The following is a 24,887-nucleotide window of genomic DNA, read 5'->3' on the forward strand; positions in this document are numbered from 1 at the left end:
TTGGAAATTTTATAATGAAAAGATCGCCGTTTCGTTACTCTATCACTTTGCTTGCATCACTATTTATGGGTACGGTTTTCAGTGCTTCTGCTGCGCTAAATACCGACAACATTCAACCAGAATCACCAACCTTTAAAATGGGTATTCAACCATGGCTTGGCTATGGTCAGTGGTATGTTGCTCAGGAAAAAGGCCTGTTTAGTGATAATGGTTTGACTCAGGTAGAAATGCTTAATTTCTCCGAAGATAAAGACATTAATGCCGCACTTGCCAGTGGGCAGATTGATGGCGCCAATGTGGCAACTCACACAGCAATGAGTATGGTATCAGCTGGTTTACCAGTTAAAATCGTTCTGCTTCTTGATACCAGCCAAACTGCCGATGCACTGATTGTTGATAGCAGCATCAAAGCCCTTGCCGATTTAAAAGGTAAACAAGTGGCTTATGAAGAAGGCACGACTAGTGATATTCTGTTACGCAGTGCCATAGAACAAGCTGGTCTGTCATGGAGTGATATCATTCCGGTACCAATGCCTGCAGCTTCTGCTGGTTCTGCTTTAATTGCTAAACGTGTTCCTGCAGCAGTAACTTATGAGCCTTATTTAACAGTTGCCCATAATACTGACCCGACTGTTGTCACTCTGTTTAGTGGCAATGATGCTCCGGGTATTATTAGTGATGTCTTTGTTGTCAGAGATGAAGTGATCGAGAAAAGACCAAATCAGGTTCTGGCTCTAATTAAAAGCTGGGATAGTGCTGTCAATTACTATAACTCTCATAATGCAGACGGACGCAATATTATTGCTAAAGGCGTAGGTGCAGAGCCGGAAGAAGTCAGCAGTGCATTTGACGGTGTGCGTTTCTACTCAGTAGCGGATAATAAAGCAGAATTCAGTGGTCATTTTAAACAAGATATCTTCTCCCAAATTCTAAAAGCCGCCACCGATGCTGAAATGATGATGAGTCCGGTGACTTTTGAGACAGTTGTAGATAGCCAATTTGTTGAAGCATTTAAATAAAAATACACTCATCTTATTGTGATAAGTTGCCATTTATGGCAACTTTATCTTTGGTAATTTGTACGGAAAAAATATAAGTAGCTATGACCAGCCATTATCCACCCTCAAAAAAAGCGGTGACGACACCCATAAGAAAACATCGCTATAATCGCTTGTTTGTCATCGGTCGTCCCTTAAATCGACGCACTATGTTATCGATTACTATCACCGTGTTTACTGTTCTTTTTCTGCTTTGGTGGGCGACAACAACATCAGGTCTGGTAAAACCAATCTTTATGCCAACACCTACCGCTGTCTGGAATAAGCTCACTCAACTCTTGCAAAACGGAACTCTTTGGAGTGATATTAAAGTCAGTATCTACCGCATTATGGTCGCTTTTTTAATTTCTTCTGTTATGGCAATTATTGTTGGTGTACTTGCAGGATGTTTTAGTTTTTGCAAAGCTATTGTTGAACCTTTTGTTGATTTCATTCGTTATATGCCGGTAGTCGCTTTTGTTCCACTCTCTATTCTTTGGATCGGGACAGGTGATGAACAGAAATTCCTGATCATCTGGATTGGTACTTTCTTCCAGCAGGTACTCATGGTTATTGATGCAACTAAACGTGTACCAGCCGATTTTATTGGCCTTGGGCGCACATTGGGGATGAGTGAAAGTAAGATTCTGTTTAAAATTGTTCTGCCATCAGCGTTTCCAGCTATCTGGGATACACTCAGAATTAGTTTAGGCTGGGCATGGACCTGGCTTGTCCTTGCTGAACTGGTCGCGGCTCAATCAGGTCTTGGCTACCGTATTGTATTATCACAGCGCTATTTCCAGACAGATACCATTATTGGTTATATTCTGCTGCTTGGATTACTTGGACTATTTACCGATCAGATGATGCGTTTATGTGAGAAAGTCCTCTTTCGTTACAATGTGAGGGCTAAGTAATGGCAAATTTAACCATCCATCAATTAAATAAAAGCTTTGCGTTTGAAAAAACTCGCCGTGAAGTTTTAAAATCCCTCTCTTTATCGATTAAAGATAATGAATTTGTCTCCGTGGTTGGTGCATCCGGTTGTGGTAAAAGCACCTTACTGTCAATCATCGCAGGACTTGAAGATACTGATAGTGGTCAGATTCTGGTAGATGATGTACCAATTAATGGTCCGGGGCTTGATCGTGGAGTGGTATTTCAGACTTATACATTACTGCCATGGCTCACAGCGTTACAAAATATCGAGTTTGCCTTAAAAGCAGCAGGCTACTCAGCGGCAGCAAGTCGAAAAGTCGCTAGGGAGCATCTTGAACTGGTTAAACTCTCTAAATTTGCTAACGTGTATCCAAATCAACTTTCCGGTGGGATGAAGCAGCGCGTGGCAATCGCCAGGGCGATCTCTTATCGTCCTAAAATCTTGTTAATGGATGAACCTTTTGGCGCGCTCGACGCCATTACCCGTTATCAGATGCAGGAACTGTTGACCAAAATCTGGGAACAGCATCGTTTAACGGTAATGTTTATCACTCATGATGTGGAAGAAGCGATTTATCTCTCGGACAGAGTCATTATGCTGTCAGTGAAAGAGAAAGGGATTAAACAGATTTTTGATGTGAATTTACCGCGCCCAAGAGATAAAGAAGTGATGTCCAGTCAGGCATTTATTCAACTACATCGGGAAATTTTAGACAATATTCATCAGGACATCGACAGTGAGTCGCTGCTTTAGCGACTCATACTTTAAAAGCCAATAGCCACTTTAATTCCAAGTAAAATCAATATGATACCTAGTAATTTATCAATAAAAAATTGTATTTTAAAAAAGCGACGCTGTACCCATTGTGACTGGAATAAATAAACTACACACGGCCACCAAACCAGTGCCTGAGCAGTAATAATAAAGGCAATCCAGAGCTTATCACCCATAGACGAATCAGCATTCAACACTTGAGTAAAAATAGATAAAAAGAACAGTGTTGCCTTAGGATTTAACAAGTTACATAAATATCCCTGCATAAAAGCCGATTTTAGTGGCACGTCTTCTCTGACTGCTGATTCATTGTAATACGTTGCCCCACTTGCTTTGGCAAACAACGCTTTTAAACCAATCCAGATCAAATAAGCAGCCCCTGCATAACGCAGCAGAGTAAACAACCAAGGTGTGGCGGTAATAATAATAGCAATACCGGCTACACAATAAATCATATGTGTCATCACACCCATCCAGACGCCAAAAGCAGTCATCATGGCTGGTTTGCGGGTATATCTCAGACTATTTTTTAGAACGATAAAAAAATCAGGCCCGGGTGAAATCATCGCCAGTAAAGCGATAGTAAAAACAAACGCGGACATTTCCCAAAATGATTGCATAGTCTTATTCCTGTTTTACATCATCAGGCAGAACTTCTGCTGAATAGTTAATGGTTGCAATCGTATTTTTATAATGTTGAATAAATGATTGTTTATCAGTATCTTTCCCTAAATAATCGGTTAAGAATCTGGCATTAGTTTTAATCTGAGCACCATTTAAAATCAGCCTCGGTAAATCAATCTGATAAATAATATGATTAGTTTGTGCCTTTAGCTGCTCTTCCGTGGCATTAGTCATCAGGTAAAGCTGACGGGAACGTTCTGAAAGCTGTTCAATCGTTTTTGTCCCGGCGCCCATCATTAAGTGATCAGGGAAAATATAAAACACAGTATTTGCCAGTAATTTCTCTTTTTCTAAATAGTTAATAAACTGACCTAAACTATGGTCAAGAGAAGCCGCTACAAAATCCATACCTGTGTACTTATTATTAATGATTTGCGTCATGCGCTCATCTGCAAAACCATCCGGCGCATGAGTTGAAACGGTTGAAATAAATAAAGCAAAAGGCTGTTTAGCCGTACGCATCTTTTCAACTTCAAGTTTAGCGATATCAAAAATATCCCGGTCGTATAATCCAAACGGTGCTTCCGGATAAGCATTTGGGTAGTCAGCTTCAGAGATAACCGAAATCCCAAACATAGAAATAATATGCCCCATACCAGCAAAATGAGGATTACCCATAATATACCCGGTCTGATAACCTGCTTTATGCAGCACATCACCAATGCTGACTAGCTGTGTCTTTTGTGCACCAGTCAATGGAGAAGTAGTCAATCCACCAACCAAAAATGGCATTCCCGTCATATACGTATACATAGAGGCGGTCGTCCACGAGCTCCCCATTGTCATCGGAATATGGTCAAAGAAAGTATATTTATAGGACAAACGATTTAAATTAGGCGTGACCCCAAAATTAGCCAGGAATCCTCGTTCAAAGGATTCAAGAGAGATCACTACAATATTCTTACCCTTGCTTGCCTGCAAGTCTGCTTTCATCACATAATCTGTCATCCCCAGCTGCTCTAAAGCGGGCACAAAATCAGTACGACTTACAGTGGTAATCTGCCAAATCTGATATAACTTATTAATCGGACCATCTTTGTAAGAAATACTGGCAATAGCTATCACAATCAATGTACAGCGGAAAAAGATATTCGTTTTTCTGCGTAGTAAACGTGTCAATAAATAAAGCAGACAAACTAAAACAACAAAGCTACCAATAGCCAACGCAGCCTGTAATTTAAAGATAAACAGACCTGCAAAAATATCATGCAGATTAAGATTTACATAAAACTGATAGTCAACAAAACCACCACTAAAGTAGATGGAAACAAGCTCAGTCACTGAAATCACAGTAAAAAATACAATGATTGGAATTTGTATCTTTTTCTGCTTAAAGAAAGCGGCCAAAAGTGGTGCCAAAAGCAGAATAGGCAACACAAACCAGGCTGAAAATGGGATCATAGAAAACATAATATCTTTATTATTTTATTTATATAAGAATAGATAGGTGCGTAGTATAAAACCAATCTCACAATTTGTCTTGATCAATAAATCTCAGCTGATAAAAATCACGCAAAAATTCTTATAATTCGATACCGCGTCTGGTATGATATTTGCCACAATATCAGGTTAGGTAGAATAAAAATAATGCGTATTCTTTTTGGAGTACAAGGAACAGGAAACGGACATATCAGTCGCTGCCGGACACTTGCGGTAGCCTTAAAAACTGCGGGAGCAGATGTAGACTACATTTTTAGTGGTCGCCCACCAGAAGATTACTTTGATATGGAGGCTTTTGGTCACTATCGTACCTTTCGTGGTATGAGTTTTGCCACGCAAAATGGCAAAATTAACTTAAGAAAAACCGTCCAACGTATCAGGGCTTTCCGTTTAATCAAAGATGTTAAAGAACTCGATCTGTCAGAATATGACTGCATTATCAGTGATTTTGAGCCTGTTAGTGCGTGGTCAGCACGCCATCAGCATTTAGATTGTCTGGGGATTAGTAATCAGGCTAGTTGCTTATATATGCAACCAAAACAATACGGGCTGATCGCTAAAGCGATTATGAAATTCTACGCACCGGTTACCAGGCCAATTGGTTTACACTGGTTTCATTTCGGTCATCCAATTATGCCACCAATGATCGATCCGCTGGAAGCACAAGGAGAAAACGGTAGTATTGTCGTTTATCTGCCTTTTGAATCACTGCAAGATATCAAAGAATTATTAAAACATTTCCCAGGTTACTCATTTATCTGTTTCCACCCGGAGATAAAACAATATTCAGTCGAGAAGAATATTACTCTTCATCCCCTTAGCCGAACCTCTTTCACGACCGCAGTGTCTTGTTGCTCTGGTATTATCTCTAATACCGGTTTTGCTCTTATTTCAGAGGCTCTCGTGCTGGGTAAAAAGATTCTGACTAAGCCTCTGAGCGGACAATTTGAACAACTTTACAATGCTGAGTGTTTAGAACAACTAGGTATGGCAACGGTGATGTCATCGCTGGATGAACAAATCGTTACTCAGTGGTTAGCACAACCTTCTCAGGAAGCGATTATCTATCCTGACGTTGCAACTGAACTGGCTAAATGGATTGTATCCGGTCAAAAAGAGGAATTACAGGAACTCAGCCAGCGCTTATGGAAGCAAGTTAAGTTTCCTAAACATGTAGCAGAAAAGATTCAGGCACTGGGATTTAATCAATAGTCTTTAATCAGTAACTATCAGAGAGAATGACATGATAATTAGTATTATTGTTGCAATGGCAAATAATCGCGTTATTGGGCTAAATAACCAGATGCCGTGGCATCTGCCAGCTGATCTGGCCTGGTTTAAAAAAAATACTTTAAATAAACCGGTGATTATGGGTCGTAAAACCTTTGAATCGATTGGCCGTCCTCTGCCCCATCGTCACAATATTATTATCAGTCGTCAGCCAGCTACTGAACCAAAACAAACAACAGCCAATGCTGAAATTACCTGGGTCACATCCATTAATGAAGCACTACAAGTTGCGGGCAATGTACCGGAAGTGTTTATCATTGGTGGCGGTAACATTTACCAGCAAGCTCTGCCAAAGGTTAATCGTTTATATCTGACACATATTTGTGCTGATTTAGAGGGTGACACTCATTTCCCTGATTATCATGCTGAGCAGTGGCAGGTCATCACTCAGGAAAATCATCAGGCTGATGATAAAAACCCGTATAACTACCAATTTGAAATTCTGGAAAAAAATCGTTAGAGGAAAAGCATGTCTAATCTATCTTCACAAAGTTCCTTAGTAGAACGTCTGTTTAAAGTCTCTGCCAGAGGCTCAACAGTACGTCAGGAAGTTATCGCTGGTTTAACTACATTTTTAGCGATGGTTTATTCGGTCATCGTGGTGCCGGGTATGCTTGAGCATGCTGGCTTTCCGTCAGATGCCGTCTTTATTGCTACATGTTTAATCGCCGGTGTGGGCTCTATTCTGATGGGAATGTGGGCAAATTTACCAATGGCAATTGGGTGTGCGATCTCCCTTGCCGCATTTACCGCTTATAGTTTAGGGATTGGTAAAACGATCACTCTGCCGGAAGCACTTGGCGCAGTATTCTTTATGGGGGTTATTTTCACCTTAATCTCAATTACCGGACTACGTAGCTGGATCCTGCGCAATATTCCAATTGGCATTGCTCATGGTACAGGTATTGGTATCGGGCTTTTCCTGCTGATTATTGCTGTCACCAATAGTCAGGTTGGGCTGGTGATTAAAAATACCACTTCTGATATTCCGGTCGCTTTTGGTAATTTCACCTCTTTCCCGGTGCTGTGTTCACTGTTTGGACTGGCTGCAATCATTGGTCTTGAAAAGAAGAAGGTACCCGGCGCTATTTTGCTGGTCATTATTGCCATCTCAATTATTGGTTTAATCTTTGACCCTAACGTGCAATATACCAGTTTATTTGCAGTCCCTTCTTTAACTGACAGTAACGGACAGTCGCTACTGATGAGTTTAGATTTTTCTGTCATTCTCAAACTATCACTATTGCCAACTATTTTAGCACTGGTAATGACCGCTATTTTTGATGCGACAGGCACCATCCGCGCTGTTGCTGGTCAGGCTAATTTAATTGATAAAGACGGCCAAATTATCGATGGTGGTAAGGCATTAACTGCCGACTCAGTCAGCAGCATTTTTGCCGGACTACTTGGTACCTCTCCTGCTGCTGTCTATATTGAATCAGCAACAGGTACAGCAGCTGGTGGTCGTACCGGTTTAACCGCTGTTGTCGTTGGCGTACTATTTTTACTGATTATCTTTTTCTCACCACTATCTTATTTAGTCCCGGCTTATGCTACTGCTCCGGCTCTGATGTATGTCGGTTTACTGATGTTATCTAACGTCACGAAATTAGATTTCAGTGATTTTGTCGGCGCCATGTCTGGACTAGTTTGTGCGGTATTTATTGTCTTTACCTGTAATATCGTGACGGGAATTATGCTGGGTTACGCTACGCTGGTTGTTGGCAGAATTTTCTCTGGTGAAGTGAAAAAGCTTAATGTCGGTACAGTGATTATCGCTATTGTACTGGTAGTATTCTATGCCAGTGGCTGGGCTAACTTAGGTTAGAAAAGAAAAAATATAAAAATAAATCAAAGAGTTACAATTAAAAATATAACTCTTTGATTTTATTAAAGTTTTTTATCAAGATTTTTAAGCATCTCAATCAGTGAACGATTTGCATCCGGGAACTCATCTGAATTCAAATCATCCAGTTCAACCCAGCGACTATGCTGACCCTCTTTAGCAAAAGGCACACCATCCCAGTGTTCAACTAAATAAGCGTGGATAGTGATATCACGATCATCATAGCTATGCTTAACGGTTTTCAGAAAGTGCCCGTCATGTACATGAATATCGACTTCTTCAGCCAGTTCACGTACCAGAGTGTCGTACACACTTTCATTCGGTTCAACTTTGCCTCCGGGAAATTCCCAAAACCCGGCGAGGTGAGAATTTTCACCGCGCTGAGTAATAAAAATCTTACAATCCTGAGAACGAATAATACCTATCGCAATTTCAATATGTTTTCTCATATCAATGATTATCTTCCATTATGGCGCACAACACACCAAATAACTTACCAATAATTTTGCCATGCTACCTATTGAACTTGTCCATGACAATGTTTGTATTTCTTACCAGAACCACAAGGACATGGCTCGTTACGTCCGACTTTTACGCCCTGACGGACTACCGGCTGACCATTGTTATCCAGATTATCAACTTCACTATGGCTTAACTTTTGCTTTTCAGCCAGCTTTTCCATTTCAGCAATACGTTGACGCTCTGCTTCTTCCACTTCTTCCTGAGAACGAATACGTACACGGCTTAGCACACCAATTACATCATATTTCAGAGCTTCAAGCATATTAGCAAACAGCGCGAACGATTCACGTTTAAACTCTTGTTTAGGATCTTTTTGTGCATAACCACGTAAGTGAATACCCTGACGCAGGTGATCAACCGCAGCCAGATGCTCTTTCCAAAGAGTATCCAGTGTTTGTAGCATCACGCTCTTCTCAAAATTACGCAGCGCTGCTTCACCTACAATCGCTTCTTTTTCACGGTAGCGTTCAATGGCAGTATTGAGAATTCTTTCTCGGAGTGTCTCTTCATGCAGATTTGGCTCTTTATCCAGCCAGTCAGAAACAGGTAAATCTAAATCAAAGTCAGTTTTTAGTGCCTGCTCAAGCCCCGGAACATCCCACATCTCTTCCACTGATTGCGGTGGAATATATTGGCTAACCACAGTTTCAAACACGTCACGACGGATTGAGTCGATAGTATCTTTAACATCAGAATTATCTAACAGATCATTACGCTGACTGTAAATAGCACGACGCTGATCGTTGGCTACATCATCATATTCAAGTAGTTGTTTACGAATATCAAAGTTACGGCTTTCTACTTTACGCTGCGCGTTAGAAATCGCTTTGGTTACCCATGGATGCTCAATCGCTTCGCCTTCTTTCATGCCCAGCTTACGCATCATATTACCAACACGTTCAGAAGCAAAGATACGCATTAAGGAGTCTTCTAAAGACAAGTAGAAACGAGAAACACCCGGATCCCCCTGACGACCCGCACGACCACGTAACTGGTTATCGATACGACGGGATTCATGGCGCTCAGTACCTAAAATATATAAACCGCCTAACGCTAAGATCTCATCATGACGAATTTGCCATTCACGCTTGATCTCTTCAATTTGTGCTTCAGTCGGAGATTCAAGTTTAGCAATCTCCATCTGCCAGTTACCACCAAGCATAATATCGGTACCACGACCCGCCATATTAGTGGCAATTGTTACCGCACCTTTTTGACCAGCATTGGCAATAATTTCTGCTTCTTTAGCATGGAACTTTGCATTCAGTACATTATGTTTGATACCGGCTTTATCCAGCGCATGAGAAACCATCTCGGATTTTTCAATTGAAGCAGTACCTACAAGCACTGGCTGACCAGTTTTCACACAGGCCTGAATATCCGCAATAATTGCGTCGATCTTCTCTTTCTCAGTCATAAAGACTAAGTCAGGTAAATCTTTACGTACCATCGGTTTATTGGTTGGTACTACGATGGTATCTAAACCATAGATTTGGTTAAATTCGAACGCTTCAGTATCAGCAGTACCTGTCATCCCGGCTAGTTTCTCATACAGACGGAAGTAGTTCTGGAATGTAATAGAGGCTAAAGTCTGGTTCTCATTTTGAATATCCACTTTCTCTTTCGCTTCAACAGCCTGATGTAAACCATCTGACCAGCGACGACCTTCCATTGTACGACCAGTATGTTCATCAACGATGATGACTTCACCCTCTTTCACGATATAATCAACATCACGGTGGAACAAGTGGTGTGCTCTTAGCGCTGCATTGATGTGATGCATCAGGATAATATTGGATGGTGCGTAAAGTGAATCCTCTGCTTTCATCAGTCCTGCTTTAATCAGAAGTTCTTCAACTTTAATCAGACCACGCTCTGTTAAGTTAACCTGACGAGATTTTTCATCAATAGAGAAGTCACCTTCACCCTGAAACTCTTCTGAGTCTTCTTTCTCCTGACGAACTAAACCTGGGACTACTTTATTGATACGAATATATAGATCTGAACTATCTTCAGCCGGACCAGAGATAATTAAAGGTGTACGTGCTTCATCGATTAAAATGGAGTCGACCTCATCCACCAGCGCATAACTAAGCGGACGTTGCACACGAGACTCTTTAGAAAACACCATGTTGTCACGCAGGTAGTCAAAACCGTATTCGTTGTTTGTACCATAGGTGATATCGGCACCGTAAGCTTCACGCTTGGCAACCGGAGGCATATTAGGTAAGTTAATACCAACAGTTAAACCTAAAAATTCAAATAACGGGCGGTTATTTTCGGCATCACGTTGTGCTAAGTAATCATTGACGGTAACAATATGTACGCCTTTACCTGTTAGCGCATTTAAATAAGCAGGGAGTGTTGCAGTTAAGGTTTTACCTTCACCTGTACGCATCTCTGCAATACAGCGATTATTTAGTACCATACCACCAATAAGCTGCACATCGAAATGACGCATACCAAATACACGTTTACTTGCTTCACGGACAACTGCGTAAGCTTCTTCTAAAATGCCATCTAATTTTTGCCCGCTCGCTAAACGCTCTTTAAATTCGGCCGTTTTTTGCTTTAACTCGTCATCAGATAGTGCTTCCATCTGAGGTTCTAAACGGTTGATTCGCTCAACACGTTTTTTCATGGAGTTTAAAACACGGTCATTACGGCTACCAAAAACTTTTGTCAGTAATTTTAAAAACATAATCATCTCTTTTTAGTGATTACTCATCCGTTGAGTAATTTATGATAAGGAATTTTGTCAATTAACCGCTAAACGACAAAATCTAAAACATCAATATTTCAATAAAATATTCTGTTGCTGCTTATATAAAAGTTATAGAGATGATGGGCCGGCTCGAATGCCGTGAGCGATAGAAAACCAGAAACAAATAGCCAGCACAACAATTGAGAACTGGCTAACATAGCTTTGTGACAATAAAGTCTGGCTGCTAATCAGTTTAGGTTGTGTTAAATAAAATGGTTCTGCTTGAGTAGACTGGGTAGACAGTGATTCCTGCAAATGCGCTTTAGCAATTGAGGCAATCGTAATAATATTGACAGGCTGACCAGTAATTTGATTTGGCAGTGCCGACGGATTCATGGATAATCCGAAGCCAGCAGCAATCACACCTAATAATAAGTGCGATAAAAAGTAACGCTTGCTGATTTGTTGCCAATAATTAATAATCATAACGACAATATGTTACCCCATTTTTACTAGTTTGGACATGGTTATTTTTTGATCCCGTTGATATCATAAACCAACTTAATTAACGAGACTTTATATGCGCAGTAGCACACCTCAATCGCTGGAAAATCTGATTAGTGACGACTCGTCACTCAAAGCGATCCAACAACGTGCCATAGCTTTGATGAAAATTGAGCAGGAAGTAAAAAAACATCTGCCTGAACAATTACGCGCTGCATGTCGTGTTGCTAATTATCGTAATTATGTCCTGATCATCGAAGTTTCAAGTGCCGGCTGGTTAACTCGATTACGTTATGAGCAGGAAAAGCTCCTTTCGAACCTAAGACAAAGCCTGTTGCCATCGATATCTTCCATTAGTTATGTAATTAATCCGGAATTACAGACTGTAAAGCACATTATGCAAAATACTCAACTGGAAAAAGAGCGTACGCTCAGTCCACAAAGTGCCGCCATTCTGGAAGAAATTGCTAAAAATAGTCCTGCCCGCTTACAAACTCAGTTACTAAAACTGGCAAAACATGCAAAAAAATCTGATAATAAGGACTAGCCGAGAGCGGACAAGTAGGCTAATCTACACGCAAATCTATAAAGAGTAATGCAAGGAGTAAAAATAATGACAACAGAGATGATCCAATATCTGGTAATTGGTGCAGTGGTAGGTCTGTTAGTTGGACTGATTTTATCTAACATCTTAAATCCTAAATTACGTAAATATCGTAAAATTAAAAAAGAGCTAGATGATACGAAACAAGAACTGGTTAATCAGAAACAAGTAATTGCTAAACATTTTTCTCACAGTGCTGAACTACTTGATAATATGGCCAGAGATTTCCGTCGCCTTTATCAACATATGGCAGAAAACTCAAGCCAGTTATTATCTGATGCAGAGTTAAAAGAGCCAACTTATGATGGTATTGAAATTGCAGAAACTCATAAATTAGAAGAGCCTGCACTGGAAGAAGCACCAAAAGATTATTCAGGAAATCCATCAGGATTATTAAAACCTGATACAGAACATAAATCCTAATCTTGTTTTTTTAAGATCCATCCCCATAATTCTATCATTACGCCAGAGAAATCTGGCGCAATCTCAACTTTACTTTATTTAGTTTAGTTAATATTGAGTTAAGTTAATTTATGAGAGAGTGATTAATGATGAATAATTCTAACCGCAAAGGAAAACTACTCAGTGTTTTAGCATTGAGTATCGGATTAAGTTTTACTGCCCTGCCTTCTGCTTATGCATCGCTACCAGCTTTTTTAACTGGTGAAGATGGAACAGAACAAGCTATGCCAAGTCTGGCGCCTATGCTTGAACACGTACTACCTTCAGTAGTGAGTATTCAGGTAGAAGGAACCGCTCAGATGCAACCCAATATTCCGGAAGAATTTCGTCAATTCTTTGGTTATCGTGGCAATCAAGAGCGTGCCTTTGTAGGACAAGGCTCCGGGGTGATTATTAACGCAGATAAGGGCTATGTCGTCACCAATAATCACGTGATCGATAATGCCAATAAAATCAAAATCTCCTTAAATGACGGACGGGAATTTACCGCTAAACTGATTGGTCGTGATCCGCAGTCAGATATTGCCTTACTGCAAATTGAAGATGGTAAGCGTTTAACCGCCATTAAAGTGTCTGATTCCGATAAATTAAAAGTCGGTGACTTCGCTGTTGCTATCGGTAATCCTTTTGGTATCGGTCAAACGGTAACATCAGGGATTATTTCTGCCCTTGGCCGTAGCGGTTTAAATATGAATGGTTTTGAAAACTTCATTCAAACCGATGCTTCAATTAACCGTGGTAACTCTGGTGGCGCGTTAATCAACTTAAAAGGTGAGCTGATCGGTATCAATACTGCAATTATTGCCCCGGGTGGTGGTAACGTTGGTATCGGCTTTGCTATCCCAAGTAACATGGTAGAGAACCTAACCTCTCAGCTAATTGAGTTTGGTGAAGTGAAACGTGGAGTCCTTGGTATTAAAGGTAATGAGTTAACATCTGATATCGCTAAAGCCTTTGATCTGGATGTACAAAAAGGTGCGTTTGTCAGTGAAGTGATTGAAAACTCCTCTGCAGCAGATGCTGGTGTTAAAGCAGGTGACGTGATTATCTCTTTAGATGGTAAAGCCATTGATAGCTTTGCTGAGTTGCGCGCTAAAATTGCCACTATGGGTGCCGGACGTGACGTATCACTAGGTATTATCCGTGATGGTAAACAACAAACTTTAACGGCAAAACTAAAAAATAGTGATGAAGCAGTAACAGAGGCAAAATCTCTTCATCCATCTTTAGAAGGTGCCACACTGGTAAATGGTGACGCGACCGGTCAATCTGGTGTTGTCATTGAGAATGTTGCTCAGGGCTCACCGGCAGCACGTTTAAGTTTACAGGCTGGTGATGTCATTACTGGTGTTAACCGTGAACGTATTGATAACATCGCTGATTTAAGAAAAATCATCGACAGTAAACCATCTGCTATCGCGTTAAACATTGTGCGCGGCAATAGCCGGGTTTACCTCATCTTACGTTAATTAATTTTTGCATTAAAAAAGCCCTCTTATGAGGGCTTTTCTTTTAGCTATAAACTTATTTTAAGCTATCCGGCACTTTACCGCCGTTTTCAGCTAATTTACGCATCACTTGTTTGTGTAACCAAATATTCATTGATGCAGAATCGTTAGTATCGCCCTGATAATGTAATTCAGCTGCTAATTGTTTACGTGCAGGCAGGCTGCTGTCTAAGCCTAATAATTTCATCAGGTCAACGATAGATACACGCCAGTTTAATTTTTGGCCGCTTTGTTTAAGCATACCATCTAAAATACTTTCAACATCAACGACAGTTGCTGGTTGTTCAGCTTGCGGAGCTTGTTCTGCTGGTGCAGGCGCTACAGCTTCTTCGGTTTGATTGCCTTTATTTACTTTATCCGCGATATCTTTCATTGAACCAAAAGCTGGGGTAAAAATTTTAGACATAATGTCTTTAAAAATACTCATGTAATAACTCCCTTTCTATTCTTATAAAATATAATTTATAAATGATATAAATTCCTGCGCAATGTAGCGGGATTTTAAGAAATATTCAAGATTAAATGATAACTTATTGTGATAGGTGGAGTATTAAAACAGCTTCCTGACTGAAAGATATTGATTTGGTGGAGCTAACCGGGATCGAACCGGTGACCTCTTGCATGCCATGCAAGCGCTCTCCCAGCTGAGCTATAGCCCCACTATAGAAGGGAAAACTGAGCGCAATGATATGCAACTCAGAGAAAACTGTCAACAACTTTACCTGATTAAATAACAATTAAGCCGACAATCTGAGAGAATTTGTCGGCTTAATATACAGGCTTAACGCATAATTGGATCTTGATCCGCGCCTTCTGCTTCCACTTTTGGCGGCATGAAGTTTTCACGACGTGATCCTAATTTAAGTGCTGTATAAGCAGCAACATAAATAGACGATACGGTACCAAGAATAATACCAATACCCAATGTTTCAGAGAACCCTTTTAACATACTTCCACCCCAAATATACAAACAGATAACAACTGCTAGTGTTGTTCCTGATGTCATTAAGGTACGGCTTAATGTTTGAGTCAGGGAAATATTAATCACGTCATAAGGTGATGCACGACGAATCTTGGTAAAGTTTTCACGAATACGGTCAAATACCACAATGGTATCATTCAGTGAGTAACCAATGATCGACAGCAGTGCTGCAATGATGGTTAAATCCAGCTCTCTTTGGAAAAGAGATAAATAACCCACTGTAATAACAACGTCATGGGCTAGACCAATAACAGCACCAGTACCAAAGCGCCATTCAAAACGGAACCAGATATAAATAAGGATACAAACCAGTGCAGCAATAATTGCCAGTACACCGTCCTGAGCCAGTTCAGCACCAACGCTTGGACCAACAAACTCAACACGTTTTACCACTGCATCTGGATCGATATCACGATGCATCAAATTAGATAACTCCGTACCTAATTGATTACTTTCTCTCATTACCTGACTTGCATCATTCGCATCTTTTGCAACTACCGGAGGCAAGCGAATAATAATGTCACGACTACTACCATAATACTGCACGATAGGGTCATGATATCCCGCATTGCTCATGGTGCTGCGAATTTGTTCAAGTTCAACTGGTTGGCTTAATGTGATCTCAACCGATGTACCACCAGTGAAATCTAGACCTAAGTTAAACCCTTTTTGCCAGACAATAATAATAGAAGCTACCACAAGTATCATCGAAATGATAAAAGCAGGTGCCCCAATTTTTAGAAAATCAAATACACGGCGCCCGTGATTTAAATCTTCAACACTGACTGGACCTTGTTGTTCTGTTTCAGTTAACTGTGTCTTAGCCACAATAAACTCCTAAATAGATAATTTCTCAACCCGACGGCCACCATAAACAAGGTTAGCGAGTGCACGCGTACCAACGATAGAGGTAAACATTGATGTCATAACACCAATACCCAGCGTGATAGCAAAGCCTTTAATCGAGCCTGTACCTACTGCATAAAGAATCACAGCAGTAATTAATGTGGTAATATTGGCATCAAAGATACTGTTCCAGGCACCAGCATAACCTTCATTGATCGCTTGCTGTACACCGCGTCCATTACGGAGCTCTTCTTTAATACGTTCATTAATCAGTACGTTGGCATCCACCGCCATACCAACGGTCAATACAATACCAGCAATACCTGGCATACTCAGTGTAGCCCCCGGTAACAGTGACATCACACCAACAATTAGTACCAAGTTAGCGACTAAAGCCAAGCTCGCAAATACACCAAACAGACGATACATCAGTAACATAAAGACAACTGAGATCATGAGACCCCAGAAACAAGACTCCAAACCTTGAGTAATATTTTCTTGCCCCATAGTTGGTCCAACTGTACGCTCTTCAACAATTTGAATTGGTGCAATGAGCGCACCAGCACGTAGTAGTTGTGATAATTGTGAGGCTTCTGCAGCTGAATCTAAACCTGAAATCTGGAAACGATCGCTAAAATAGTCCCGGATACGAGCAACGTTAATCACTTCCTCTGTTTTTTCCAGAATTGCTTTCCCGTTTTCATCACGACGTCCACTATCTTTATACTCAACAAAAAGTGTCGCCATAAAGCTACCCTTATTGTTTTGAGTAAAGTTAAACATCGTCTTACCACCGGCGCTATCTAAAACGATATCAACCACAGGCTGACCATATTCATTAACACGAGACTGCGCTTCACGAATGTGATCACCAGTTAAAACAACACGTTTATAAACTAAAACCGCACCACCAGTACGATCATATTTGACCTCAGAACCAAATGGCGCAGTTGCACGGCCAGCAGCAATCGCATTCATATCAACTGATGTTGAAGGATTAACCTGACGAAACTCAAGGGTTGCCGTTGCACCTAAAATTTGTTTTGCCAGCGCAGTATCCTGAATACCAGGTAATTCAACAATAATACGTTCTGCACCCTGGCGCTGAACAATGGGCTCTGCTACACCTAACTGGTTCACACGATTACGCAAAATCGTAGTATTTTGTTGTACTGCTTCTGTTTTTGCGGCTTGTAAGCGCGCTTCACTCAGACTGATGACAAGTCCTGTAGTATCTTGCGAGGTTACATTAAAATCTCTTAATAAATCAATTCGTTGAGCCACTTCCTGTCTGGCTTCTGAGGTTGCAAAACGGACAATAATTTGTTGATTATTACCTTTTGCAATCGAGGTATAAGCTAATTTGTTTTCTTTAAAATCCGCTTTTAAATTTTCGATAGCTTGTGTTAGTAAATTATCGATCGCCGTCGTCATATCCACTTCCATTAAGAAGTGTACACCACCACGTAAATCGAGCCCCAGCTTCATTGGCTCTGCACCAAACATTCTTAGCCAATCAGGCGTTGCCGGAGCAAGGTTAAGTGCCACAACATAATCATCACCAAGGGCTTGTGAAAGAACTTCTTTGGCCAGTAGCTGAGTATCGTTGTTACTAACACGAATCAGAATTGTATTATTTTCAAATACGATGGATTTAGCATCAATTAGCTCTTTATCAAGGATCTGCTTGACCTTGTCTTGAGTCTCTACATTGACTTCTAAACCTCGGGTACCTGAAATTTGAACTGCGGGATCTTCACCGTAGATATTTGGAAGTGCATAAAGGAGGCCGGCGCAAATTACGACGACCAACATAATATACTTCCACAAAGGATAACGATTTAACACGATGTATTCTCTTGTGGGTTTGTTATAACTTTAATTAACGATTGTTAATTAAAGTGATTTCATTGTGCCTTTTGGAAGAACAGCAGCGATAAAATCTCTTTTAATTACAACTTCAGTTGTGTCATTAAGTTCTAATGAAACATAACCGCTTTCGCTAACTTTTGCTACACGACCGATTAATCCACCATTTGTCAGAACTTCATCACCTTTAGCAATTGAAGACATAAGCTCTCTATGAGATTTCGCACGTTTTTGTTGTGGGCGAAGAATCATGAAGTAGAAAAACAGACCAAAAACAACCAACATAATTGGGAAGAAATATGGGTTAGTTTCAGCAGCACCAGTGTCCGCATAAGCGTTAGAAATTAAAAAATCCATTACTATTCCTCTTAAATCGAATTATTTAAAAAACAGCTGAGACATAATACATGAAAAAGACTATGAATGCATAACTATCCTGTCTGAATTTGTTATGAGTCAATGCGTTTTAATCATCACATCTCAATAATTGGGATCAACTACCAGTAAATCAAGGTACTAAATAATGTGCAGCACTCACCAAAGTAAATAGTGGCTGAGGATAAATACCGCAGAACAAAATTAACAATGCCGATAATACAATGATTGTTTCACTAAAACCGATATTTTTTAATCTTAATACAACGTTATGTTCCATCCCCGGTTCTGGTGTATCAGTCGCATCGGGTTTTAGATATAAGTTAATAACCAGACGTAAATAGAAATAGAGCCCAAAAGCACTACCAATAACAATCGCTGTAGCCAGCCACCAAAATTCAGCTGTCACACTTAAAATAATCAGAGCAAATCGACTCATAAAGCCAATAGTCAGTGGAATACCTGCCAGTGATAACAGACCCACAGCAATAGACAGTGCCATTACCGGACGTCGCCAGAATAAACCTTTTAAGTCAGTATCCTGTTCCCTGTCATGACGATGGCTTGAACTTGACTCCAGACTAATCACACCAAAGACACAAATATTAGCCAGAACATAGCTCACCAGATAGATGCCGATAGTTTCCAGCGCTAAGACCTGATACTGAACAGCAATTAATGCAATAAACAGATAGCCGAAGTTAGCAATAGATGAATAAGCTAACAGGCGTTTGGTATTTGTTTGCATCAGTGCAAAGAAGTTACCCCAAATAATAGAACAAAATGCCATTAATATAAGGATGAGTCTCATCGCTTCATGATTGACAATCGGAGCAAGTAAAAATAGGCGTGCAACGGCACAGAAAATAGCCATCTTAGCCATCGTCGCCAGCAGTAAAGATACCGCTGTTGGCGCTCCCTGAAATACATCAGGTAACCAAAGCTGGAACGGTACTAAAGAGAGCTTAAACCCAACGCCGACCAGCATCAAACAAACACCGGTTAACAGTAATAAGTCAGGATGTGCCAGAATAGATAATTGATAGCTTAATCCACTAAATGTCAGCTCTCCGGTCGCCGCATAGTAAAATGCGATACCAAGTAGTAAGAACATGGTAGCAACAGCTGAGAGGATCATATATTTAATCGCCGCTTCTATCGCATTGGACTGACTATACTGGAAGCCAATAAGCCCAACCAGTGGAATAGAGATCAACTCAATACCAATAAAGAGTGAGATTAAATGACTGGCATAAACCAGAATAATGCCACCAAGTGAAGCAAATAATAAAATTAAATAGAATAACCCCTGGTCATCGGAATCCGCTTTAAACCATTGAAATGCCAATGCTGCCACAATAATACAGATGATTAAGATTAAACCAGTATAAAGCAGGCCGTAGCCATCACAGGTAAATAAGATAGTAACGTAAGAAGCCTTCCAGATATGAGCAGAAACTAGCTCAACATCACTAGTCGTTACAGAATCCTGTGTCGTTTGTGCAACAGTATCATCTGTTGCATCTAATAAATTAGTACCGACTTCTTCAGACACATTCCCTGAATTTACAATATTTTGATTTATTTGAATATTTTCAGGGTCATTAGTCTCAGTACTATCTATCACTGATTCTTCGGTAGTCGCCACCGGCAGCTCATCAGAAATCACTGTCTCAGTATCGTCAGCCACAGGTGCTGTTAGTGCAGGTGTCGGTGCAGGAATCAGTGAACCCGGATGCGTAATCTGATCCGCATCATTAAATAGATTGATTTGATAATTCTGCTGCTGAACTTCAACTGTTTTTGGAAAAGTAATAATCTGATAACCTAAAATAACAGTAGCAGCTAAAGCCGCACACAAACTGATGACTGAGAAGATAGCACAAACTTTAGTACCAACTCTTAGCAGCAATAATAAGAACAGTAAAATAACAATCGCCAACCCAATAATCAGAATGGGAGATAAATAGTAGAAATCAGAGAGTGCTATGCTCATCATAATTACACCCCTCCCTCAATTAATGCCGGTTGGGCAGTATTATAGAATTGCTGAATCTTATAAATAACTGAATAAGATGTATCCAGAATAGGTTGAGGATAAACACCTATAGCCACAAGCAGAATCAGTAAAGTAATTAATAAAAAGAGATCCCGACGACTAAGCTCACGGTAAATCACCGCGATTTTGATCGGCTCAGCAGTAGTGAGTCCATAGAATATGGGTTGCATACGCACGAGTACAGCAACGGCAATTAAAATTAATCCAATTGTCAGTAATACACTAACTAAAGAGAAATCAGCATAGCTACCAAACAGTAACATCAGATTACCGGAAAAGTTTGCCGTACCTGGCACACCAAGCACTGCTAAAGCAAAAAAGATAGTAAATGCCGGCAGATAGCGCACGTGTCCACGTAGACCGACAAATTTCTTAATATTACGGGTCAGATAACGTTCAGCCAGTAAGCCACCAATAATAAATAAGCCTACAATTGACAGACTCATTGCAATAGTCTGAATAATAATACCCTGATAAGTCAGAACATTACCAATATAGATCGCAACAGTGATAAACCCGAGTAAAGCAATATGAGTATAAGCCAGTAAACGCTTAATATCATTTTGTGAGAAAGCCAGTAACGCTGCATAAAACAAGGTACACATTCCTAAACTCACTGCAACAGGCATAAAAGCCAGAGAAGCATTTGGGAACATAGGAATAACAAAGCGTAACATACCGTAAATGGCAGTATTGGTGAGCAGACCACTAATAATCATTGAGCCTGTGGTTGAAGACTCAATATGTGCTGTTACAAACCAGCCATGGAACGGAATAAGTGGAATTCTCACCATAAATGCCACAAAGAATCCCAACATTAGGAAGAATTCAGTAAAACTGGAGATAGGTGTTTTAGTCAACAGGTAATAATCAAATGTCCATTTATTAGTTAAGCGCCAGTTGATAAGTACCAAAGAGATAATTGAAATCAACATTAACAGGCTGCTGACTTGAGTAAAGATTAAGAATTTTGTCGCACCATTAAATCGTAACTGAGCACTGGAATCCCGACGCCCCCAAAGAGCGATCAGAAAATAAAGCGGAATAGCCACCATCTCCCAAAAGAGGAAGAACAGGAACATATCCATCGCCATGAATAAGCCAATAACACCAGCTGCCATCCATAAAATACAGAAATAATAAAGCCCGATATTGGTGTGCTTCTCTTTTCTTGAATAGACAATAGTCAGTATGGTTAAAATCACCGTCAGAGTAATAAAGACTAGCGAGAAACCATCCAGTAACAGGTGGAATCGGATATTTAAGAAAGCAATCCAGGCTGTATCTTGTATCATCAACCAGGATTGTCCGGTTTTGATCACTGAGAGATTATCAACCCACAACATTGCTACCAGCGCTAAAACCACCAGCATAGTCAGCAGGGCTATCAGTGATGCGCAATGGTATATCAGATGAGTTTTCAATCTCGCCATAACAGGAAGAGTACTGACTTCTATTGAAACGAGTTTTTCAGACAATGCGGTGCGTGCTTTTAGTGTTGCAATAACACTAAACCAGCCAATAAAACCACCTATAATCGGTACAAAAATTAATAATGATAACACGATCAAAAAAATCCTTATCTTCTGTCAAAAAACACACTTAATAGAACTATAAAAATACCAGTAATAATAAAATCAATACGCCGCCACCAACAATCGAGGCCAGATACCAACGCAGATGACCATTCTCGAGCGGTACAATCACCCCGTTAATACGGTCTATTCCCCAGGTAATTGAGGTATTCCAGTTAGCCAGCGGATCTTTATGAATACGTTTAGTAATATATAAATAAGGCACCACAAAAATCGCGTGATATAACCACTCAATACGCCAGCCATGATACCAAAATTGCGTCAGTGTCTTACCTATCGGACTATTAGAAATCTCATGTATTTCTGCATGTTTACCCGCATACAACATATAGGTAATCAAAATACCCAGCGTCGTCACTGCGGCAAGTAAAATCTGAAAGCCAAATTTACCATCTTCCGGAACTTCTGTAATCGGTAAGACACCTTGTATAGGTAGAGGTAAGTACACTAAGAAACCGGTAGAAAGGAGCACCAAAATAAATAATGGGATAGTTTTTAGTCTGGTCGCAGGAACTAGCGTCTCAACTTTGGATTTATTATGAAACACTAAAAAGACCAGTCTAAACACAAATAAAGCTGACAGTAATACGCCAACTAGCCCTAGTGTACCAAAGCCCAAGCGCCCTTCACTAATCGTTTGCCAGATGATATCACCTTTAGTAAAGAAGCTGGCCGTTAACCACGGAACTGCACTTAATGACGCCCCGGCTACAATAAAGCAGAAATAGATAAATGGTAAACGTCTGGCCAGACCACCCATTTTGGTAATATCTCGCTCTCCACCACAAGCTCTGATGACAGAAGCAGACGCTAAAAAGAGTAAGGTACTGAAGGCCGCGTAATTAATTAAGTAAATGAGTGCTAACTGCCATGCCTGAACTGAAATCGCCATAAAGACATAACTAATCTGACTGAGGCTGGCATAGATAACAATACGTTTGATATCCTGTTGTACCAGTGCACAGCAACTGGCAAAGAGCATCGTCAGACAGGATAGAACCCCGATAATTAAAAAGAGGTCTGTCGACATCATAAACAAGCTATTTAAACGTAAAATTAAGTAAATGCCTACTAACATTGTCGATGCACAATGAATAAGAGTTAATGCCGGCATTGGGGCAGCGGTCGTATCTGTTAACCAGGTTTGTAGTGGCATTTGTACCGATTTACCAATAGCACCTAAAAATAGCAGGAATGTGATCCAGAAAATAATTTCAGAATCGATCGCCAGTTTATCTTTAGCGACAATAAGCAAATCCCGAATATTTAATGTCTGCAGCTCACTATAAACCAGAAATAGTCCTATCAGTAGGAAGATATCACTAATATGCATCACAATAAATGTTCTGGCTGCAGCATAACTATTTTTTAATTGTTTATGATAGAAACCCACCAGCAGGTAGGAACATAAGGTAATACCCTCCCAGCCAAGTAACATCACAAATAAGTTATCTGCCAGTAACACTATCACCATACAGGCGATCAATAAGTTACCATAAGCAAAGAAGGTATAAGCCTCTTGCTTACTGATATAGTTCACCGCATAAAGGTGTACTAAGAAACCAATCAGAATAACAACCAACAGAAAGACCAGAGAAAGTCCGTCTAATAACAGGGAAATCGAAATAACAAAGCTATCTACTGAGATCCAGCTCCATAAATAACGAGTATAAATCAAACTTGAATCTGGCTGATTATTAGCATAAAAATCGATCATCACAAAAATAGACAGAAGCAGCACTAGCCCGACAGCACTAACGCCAATAACAGCTACGCTTTCTGCACGCCAGCGTCGACCACTACACGCCAGAATCAAAAAAGAGATTAAGGGGATTAAGATTGTAAAATAGAGTAGATTCATCCTTTCATCTCACTTAATGCATCAATATTGAGTGTTTTACGTCGATGATATAACTGTAATAACAAAGCAAGACCAACACAAGCTTCCGCTAAAGCAGCACTCACCGCAAGAATTGACATAATCTGCCCATCATGTTGTTGCCAATAAATACCAGCTGAAACTAAAGCTAAAATAGCTCCATTCATCATTACCATCAGGCTAAATAGCATAAATAATAAATTTCTACGGATCATGACACCAAATAAACCAATCACAAATAATCCTGTTGATAGCATGATACTGTGCATGAGAGGAATCATAGTTTCTCCCCCAGTTGTTCATCTGTCATATCTTTATCTTCTTCATTTTTTTCTATCATTTCATCGTGTGCAGCATAAACTTCACGCGCAAAATGGTAAGCGATCACGAGCGCACCTAACAAAAGTAGTACCGCAAGTTCAATAACCAGAATATAAGGAGCCATCAGCATTTCGCCCAGTGACTCTTCTCCTGCAACAGGTACTGCATTAATTTGACCATAATCGGTATGAACAATGCTATACAGTAAAATAACTAACAGTACAAAAGCTAACATTAAAGGACCTAACCAGACTTTAGGTGTTAAACTCTTTTTTTCCTGTTCGATGGCATCTTTAGTAATATTGAGTAATGAAATGGCGGAAATAAATAAAATGGCAACAGCACCAATAAAGACAATAACCTGTAAAGCAGCAGTAAAATAAGCACCTAAGGTAAATAACACCACTGATGTTGCCAGTAATGAAACAACCAAATAGAGCAATGCGCTAAAAGGTATTGAGCTACTGATGACTTTAAAACTAGTCAGTATAGCGATGATTGCAGCGATGTAAAAAACTGATAGCATGGATTAATCCGAACCATTTTAATTTCCTATGACGTCTATTTTTATGCTTATTCGTTGAAATGTCTAGCTTATTGCGAAGATAATTATCATTCTTAACAAAAAAATATAATAAAAATAACT

The 24,887-nt window shown here is 40.1% G+C and carries 23 protein-coding genes and 1 tRNA gene; 9 read left to right on the forward strand and 15 right to left on the reverse strand.

Annotation, left to right across the window (positions count from 1 at the left end; genetic code table 11):
• The first annotated feature begins 14 nt into the window (after nucleotides 1-14).
• From IPMB12_RS00845 to IPMB12_RS00855, 3 genes are all read left to right on the forward strand, one after another.
• A complete protein-coding gene (locus IPMB12_RS00845) occupies nucleotides 15-1,019 on the forward strand; it encodes an ABC transporter substrate-binding protein (protein ID WP_166914014.1) in 1,005 nt (334 codons plus the stop codon).
• A gap of 188 nt (nucleotides 1,020-1,207) precedes the next feature.
• Nucleotides 1,208-1,954, forward strand: coding sequence for an ABC transporter permease (locus IPMB12_RS00850; RefSeq protein ID WP_407704060.1), 747 nt, complete (start codon nucleotides 1,208-1,210; stop codon nucleotides 1,952-1,954).
• Nucleotides 1,954-2,730: an ABC transporter ATP-binding protein gene (locus IPMB12_RS00855; RefSeq protein ID WP_166914018.1), complete on the forward strand. Its 777-nt coding sequence runs from the start codon at nucleotides 1,954-1,956 to the stop codon at nucleotides 2,728-2,730. The genes IPMB12_RS00850 and IPMB12_RS00855 overlap by 1 nt, the downstream gene beginning before the upstream one ends.
• 11 nt (nucleotides 2,731-2,741) lie before the next feature.
• On the opposite strand, the gene IPMB12_RS00860 is transcribed toward IPMB12_RS00855, so the two are convergent.
• Both IPMB12_RS00860 and IPMB12_RS00865 read right to left on the reverse strand, forming a co-directional pair.
• On the reverse strand, nucleotides 2,742-3,371 hold the full coding sequence (locus IPMB12_RS00860; RefSeq protein WP_166914020.1) for a LysE family transporter: 630 nt from the start codon (nucleotides 3,369-3,371) through the stop codon (nucleotides 2,742-2,744).
• Nucleotides 3,372-3,375: 4 nt separating this feature from the next.
• A complete protein-coding gene (locus IPMB12_RS00865) occupies nucleotides 3,376-4,836 on the reverse strand; it encodes an LTA synthase family protein (protein ID WP_166914022.1) in 1,461 nt (486 codons plus the stop codon).
• A gap of 186 nt (nucleotides 4,837-5,022) precedes the next feature.
• On the opposite strand from IPMB12_RS00865, the gene IPMB12_RS00870 reads away from it, so the two are divergent.
• Genes IPMB12_RS00870 through IPMB12_RS00880 form a run of 3 tightly spaced genes read left to right on the forward strand, consistent with a single transcriptional unit; the run spans nucleotide 5,023 to nucleotide 7,993 of the window.
• The gene (locus IPMB12_RS00870) at nucleotides 5,023-6,087 is read left to right on the forward strand and encodes an MJ1255/VC2487 family glycosyltransferase (RefSeq protein ID WP_166914025.1); all 1,065 of its coding nucleotides are present in this window, start codon (nucleotides 5,023-5,025) and stop codon (nucleotides 6,085-6,087) included.
• 31 nt (nucleotides 6,088-6,118) lie between these two features.
• Nucleotides 6,119-6,625, forward strand: coding sequence for a type 3 dihydrofolate reductase (gene folA, locus IPMB12_RS00875; protein WP_166914027.1), 507 nt, complete (start codon nucleotides 6,119-6,121; stop codon nucleotides 6,623-6,625).
• A 9-nt stretch (nucleotides 6,626-6,634) separates the two neighbouring features.
• Nucleotides 6,635-7,993 (forward strand): NCS2 family permease, encoded by a 1,359-nt coding sequence (locus IPMB12_RS00880; protein ID WP_166914029.1) that lies wholly within the window; start codon nucleotides 6,635-6,637, stop codon nucleotides 7,991-7,993.
• A gap of 62 nt (nucleotides 7,994-8,055) precedes the next feature.
• Here the strand turns inward: IPMB12_RS00880 and mutT are convergent, their stop codons facing one another.
• The 3 genes from mutT to IPMB12_RS00895 all read right to left on the reverse strand — a co-directional run bounded on the left by mutT (nucleotide 8,056) and on the right by IPMB12_RS00895 (nucleotide 11,723).
• Nucleotides 8,056-8,460, reverse strand: coding sequence for an 8-oxo-dGTP diphosphatase MutT (gene mutT / locus IPMB12_RS00885; protein ID WP_166914031.1), 405 nt, complete (start codon nucleotides 8,458-8,460; stop codon nucleotides 8,056-8,058).
• 68 nt (nucleotides 8,461-8,528) lie between these two features.
• Nucleotides 8,529-11,234, reverse strand: a complete 2,706-nt coding sequence (secA, locus tag IPMB12_RS00890; RefSeq protein WP_166914033.1) for a preprotein translocase subunit SecA — start codon at nucleotides 11,232-11,234, stop codon at nucleotides 8,529-8,531.
• Between the two features lie 132 nt (nucleotides 11,235-11,366).
• Nucleotides 11,367-11,723: a DUF2547 family protein gene (locus IPMB12_RS00895; protein ID WP_166914035.1), complete on the reverse strand. Its 357-nt coding sequence runs from the start codon at nucleotides 11,721-11,723 to the stop codon at nucleotides 11,367-11,369.
• A gap of 94 nt (nucleotides 11,724-11,817) precedes the next feature.
• On the opposite strand from IPMB12_RS00895, the gene IPMB12_RS00900 reads away from it, so the two are divergent.
• The 3 genes from IPMB12_RS00900 (at nucleotide 11,818) to IPMB12_RS00910 (ending at nucleotide 14,276) form a co-directional block, all read left to right on the forward strand.
• The gene (locus tag IPMB12_RS00900; RefSeq protein ID WP_166914037.1) at nucleotides 11,818-12,288 is read left to right on the forward strand and encodes a DUF721 domain-containing protein; all 471 of its coding nucleotides are present in this window, start codon (nucleotides 11,818-11,820) and stop codon (nucleotides 12,286-12,288) included.
• Nucleotides 12,289-12,354: 66 nt separating this feature from the next.
• The gene (locus IPMB12_RS00905; protein WP_166914039.1) at nucleotides 12,355-12,768 is read left to right on the forward strand and encodes a YhcB family protein; all 414 of its coding nucleotides are present in this window, start codon (nucleotides 12,355-12,357) and stop codon (nucleotides 12,766-12,768) included.
• Nucleotides 12,769-12,896: 128 nt separating this feature from the next.
• A complete protein-coding gene (locus IPMB12_RS00910) occupies nucleotides 12,897-14,276 on the forward strand; it encodes a Do family serine endopeptidase (protein ID WP_166917645.1) in 1,380 nt (459 codons plus the stop codon).
• A gap of 55 nt (nucleotides 14,277-14,331) precedes the next feature.
• Here the strand turns inward: IPMB12_RS00910 and IPMB12_RS00915 are convergent, their stop codons facing one another.
• The 10 genes from IPMB12_RS00915 to nuoJ form a co-directional block, all read right to left on the reverse strand.
• Nucleotides 14,332-14,742 carry a DUF3597 domain-containing protein gene (locus IPMB12_RS00915; RefSeq protein ID WP_166914041.1) on the reverse strand — a complete coding sequence of 137 codons (411 nt, stop codon included), beginning with the start codon at nucleotides 14,740-14,742 and terminating at the stop codon, nucleotides 14,332-14,334.
• 156 nt (nucleotides 14,743-14,898) lie between these two features.
• Nucleotides 14,899-14,974, reverse strand: a tRNA-Ala gene (locus IPMB12_RS00920).
• Nucleotides 14,975-15,096: 122 nt separating this feature from the next.
• The gene (gene secF, locus IPMB12_RS00925) at nucleotides 15,097-16,125 is read right to left on the reverse strand and encodes a protein translocase subunit SecF (RefSeq protein WP_166914043.1); all 1,029 of its coding nucleotides are present in this window, start codon (nucleotides 16,123-16,125) and stop codon (nucleotides 15,097-15,099) included.
• A gap of 9 nt (nucleotides 16,126-16,134) precedes the next feature.
• Entirely contained in the window at nucleotides 16,135-17,991 is a 1,857-nt protein-coding gene (gene secD, locus IPMB12_RS00930) for a protein translocase subunit SecD (RefSeq protein WP_166914045.1), read from the reverse strand.
• Between the two features lie 48 nt (nucleotides 17,992-18,039).
• Nucleotides 18,040-18,369: a preprotein translocase subunit YajC gene (gene yajC, locus IPMB12_RS00935; protein ID WP_166914047.1), complete on the reverse strand. Its 330-nt coding sequence runs from the start codon at nucleotides 18,367-18,369 to the stop codon at nucleotides 18,040-18,042.
• A gap of 151 nt (nucleotides 18,370-18,520) precedes the next feature.
• Entirely contained in the window at nucleotides 18,521-20,386 is a 1,866-nt protein-coding gene (locus IPMB12_RS00940) for an NADH-quinone oxidoreductase subunit N (RefSeq protein ID WP_166914049.1), read from the reverse strand.
• A 2-nt stretch (nucleotides 20,387-20,388) separates the two neighbouring features.
• Complete coding sequence (locus IPMB12_RS00945; RefSeq protein WP_166914051.1) at nucleotides 20,389-22,011, reverse strand: complex I subunit 4 family protein; 1,623 nt, start codon at nucleotides 22,009-22,011, stop codon at nucleotides 20,389-20,391.
• Nucleotides 22,012-22,057: 46 nt separating this feature from the next.
• Nucleotides 22,058-23,902 (reverse strand): NADH-quinone oxidoreductase subunit L, encoded by a 1,845-nt coding sequence (locus tag IPMB12_RS00950; RefSeq protein WP_166914053.1) that lies wholly within the window; start codon nucleotides 23,900-23,902, stop codon nucleotides 22,058-22,060.
• Nucleotides 23,899-24,201 carry an NADH-quinone oxidoreductase subunit NuoK gene (gene nuoK, locus IPMB12_RS00955; RefSeq protein WP_166914055.1) on the reverse strand — a complete coding sequence of 101 codons (303 nt, stop codon included), beginning with the start codon at nucleotides 24,199-24,201 and terminating at the stop codon, nucleotides 23,899-23,901. Before nuoK ends, IPMB12_RS00950 begins: the two co-directional genes overlap by 4 nt.
• Nucleotides 24,198-24,767 (reverse strand): NADH-quinone oxidoreductase subunit J, encoded by a 570-nt coding sequence (nuoJ, locus tag IPMB12_RS00960; protein WP_166914057.1) that lies wholly within the window; start codon nucleotides 24,765-24,767, stop codon nucleotides 24,198-24,200. The genes nuoK and nuoJ overlap by 4 nt, the downstream gene beginning before the upstream one ends.
• Nucleotides 24,768-24,887: the final 120 nt, after the last annotated feature.

Origin of the sequence: Zophobihabitans entericus (genome assembly GCF_011745665.1) — a bacterium.
Classification (GTDB): Bacteria; Pseudomonadota; Gammaproteobacteria; order Enterobacterales; family Orbaceae; genus Zophobihabitans; species Zophobihabitans entericus.

Bases quoted from the DNA above. Each gene is read 5' to 3' on its own strand.
- IPMB12_RS00845 (WP_166914014.1), top strand. From the start codon at position 15: ATGAAAAGATCGCCGTTTCGTTACTCTATCACTTTGCTTGCATCACTA.
- IPMB12_RS00850 (WP_407704060.1), top strand. From the start codon at position 1,208: ATGTTATCGATTACTATCACCGTGTTTACTGTTCTTTTTCTGCTTTGG.
- IPMB12_RS00855 (WP_166914018.1), top strand. From the start codon at position 1,954: ATGGCAAATTTAACCATCCATCAATTAAATAAAAGCTTTGCGTTTGAA.
- IPMB12_RS00860 (WP_166914020.1), bottom strand. From the start codon at position 3,371: ATGCAATCATTTTGGGAAATGTCCGCGTTTGTTTTTACTATCGCTTTA.
- IPMB12_RS00865 (WP_166914022.1), bottom strand. From the start codon at position 4,836: ATGATCCCATTTTCAGCCTGGTTTGTGTTGCCTATTCTGCTTTTGGCA.
- IPMB12_RS00870 (WP_166914025.1), top strand. From the start codon at position 5,023: ATGCGTATTCTTTTTGGAGTACAAGGAACAGGAAACGGACATATCAGT.
- folA (WP_166914027.1), top strand. From the start codon at position 6,119: ATGATAATTAGTATTATTGTTGCAATGGCAAATAATCGCGTTATTGGG.
- IPMB12_RS00880 (WP_166914029.1), top strand. From the start codon at position 6,635: ATGTCTAATCTATCTTCACAAAGTTCCTTAGTAGAACGTCTGTTTAAA.
- mutT (WP_166914031.1), bottom strand. From the start codon at position 8,460: ATGAGAAAACATATTGAAATTGCGATAGGTATTATTCGTTCTCAGGAT.
- secA (WP_166914033.1), bottom strand. From the start codon at position 11,234: ATGTTTTTAAAATTACTGACAAAAGTTTTTGGTAGCCGTAATGACCGT.
- IPMB12_RS00895 (WP_166914035.1), bottom strand. From the start codon at position 11,723: ATGATTATTAATTATTGGCAACAAATCAGCAAGCGTTACTTTTTATCG.
- IPMB12_RS00900 (WP_166914037.1), top strand. From the start codon at position 11,818: ATGCGCAGTAGCACACCTCAATCGCTGGAAAATCTGATTAGTGACGAC.
- IPMB12_RS00905 (WP_166914039.1), top strand. From the start codon at position 12,355: ATGACAACAGAGATGATCCAATATCTGGTAATTGGTGCAGTGGTAGGT.
- IPMB12_RS00910 (WP_166917645.1), top strand. From the start codon at position 12,897: ATGAATAATTCTAACCGCAAAGGAAAACTACTCAGTGTTTTAGCATTG.
- IPMB12_RS00915 (WP_166914041.1), bottom strand. From the start codon at position 14,742: ATGAGTATTTTTAAAGACATTATGTCTAAAATTTTTACCCCAGCTTTT.
- yajC (WP_166914047.1), bottom strand. From the start codon at position 18,369: ATGGATTTTTTAATTTCTAACGCTTATGCGGACACTGGTGCTGCTGAA.
- IPMB12_RS00940 (WP_166914049.1), bottom strand. From the start codon at position 20,386: ATGATGAGCATAGCACTCTCTGATTTCTACTATTTATCTCCCATTCTG.
- IPMB12_RS00950 (WP_166914053.1), bottom strand. From the start codon at position 23,902: ATGAATCTACTCTATTTTACAATCTTAATCCCCTTAATCTCTTTTTTG.
- nuoK (WP_166914055.1), bottom strand. From the start codon at position 24,201: ATGATTCCTCTCATGCACAGTATCATGCTATCAACAGGATTATTTGTG.
- nuoJ (WP_166914057.1), bottom strand. From the start codon at position 24,767: ATGCTATCAGTTTTTTACATCGCTGCAATCATCGCTATACTGACTAGT.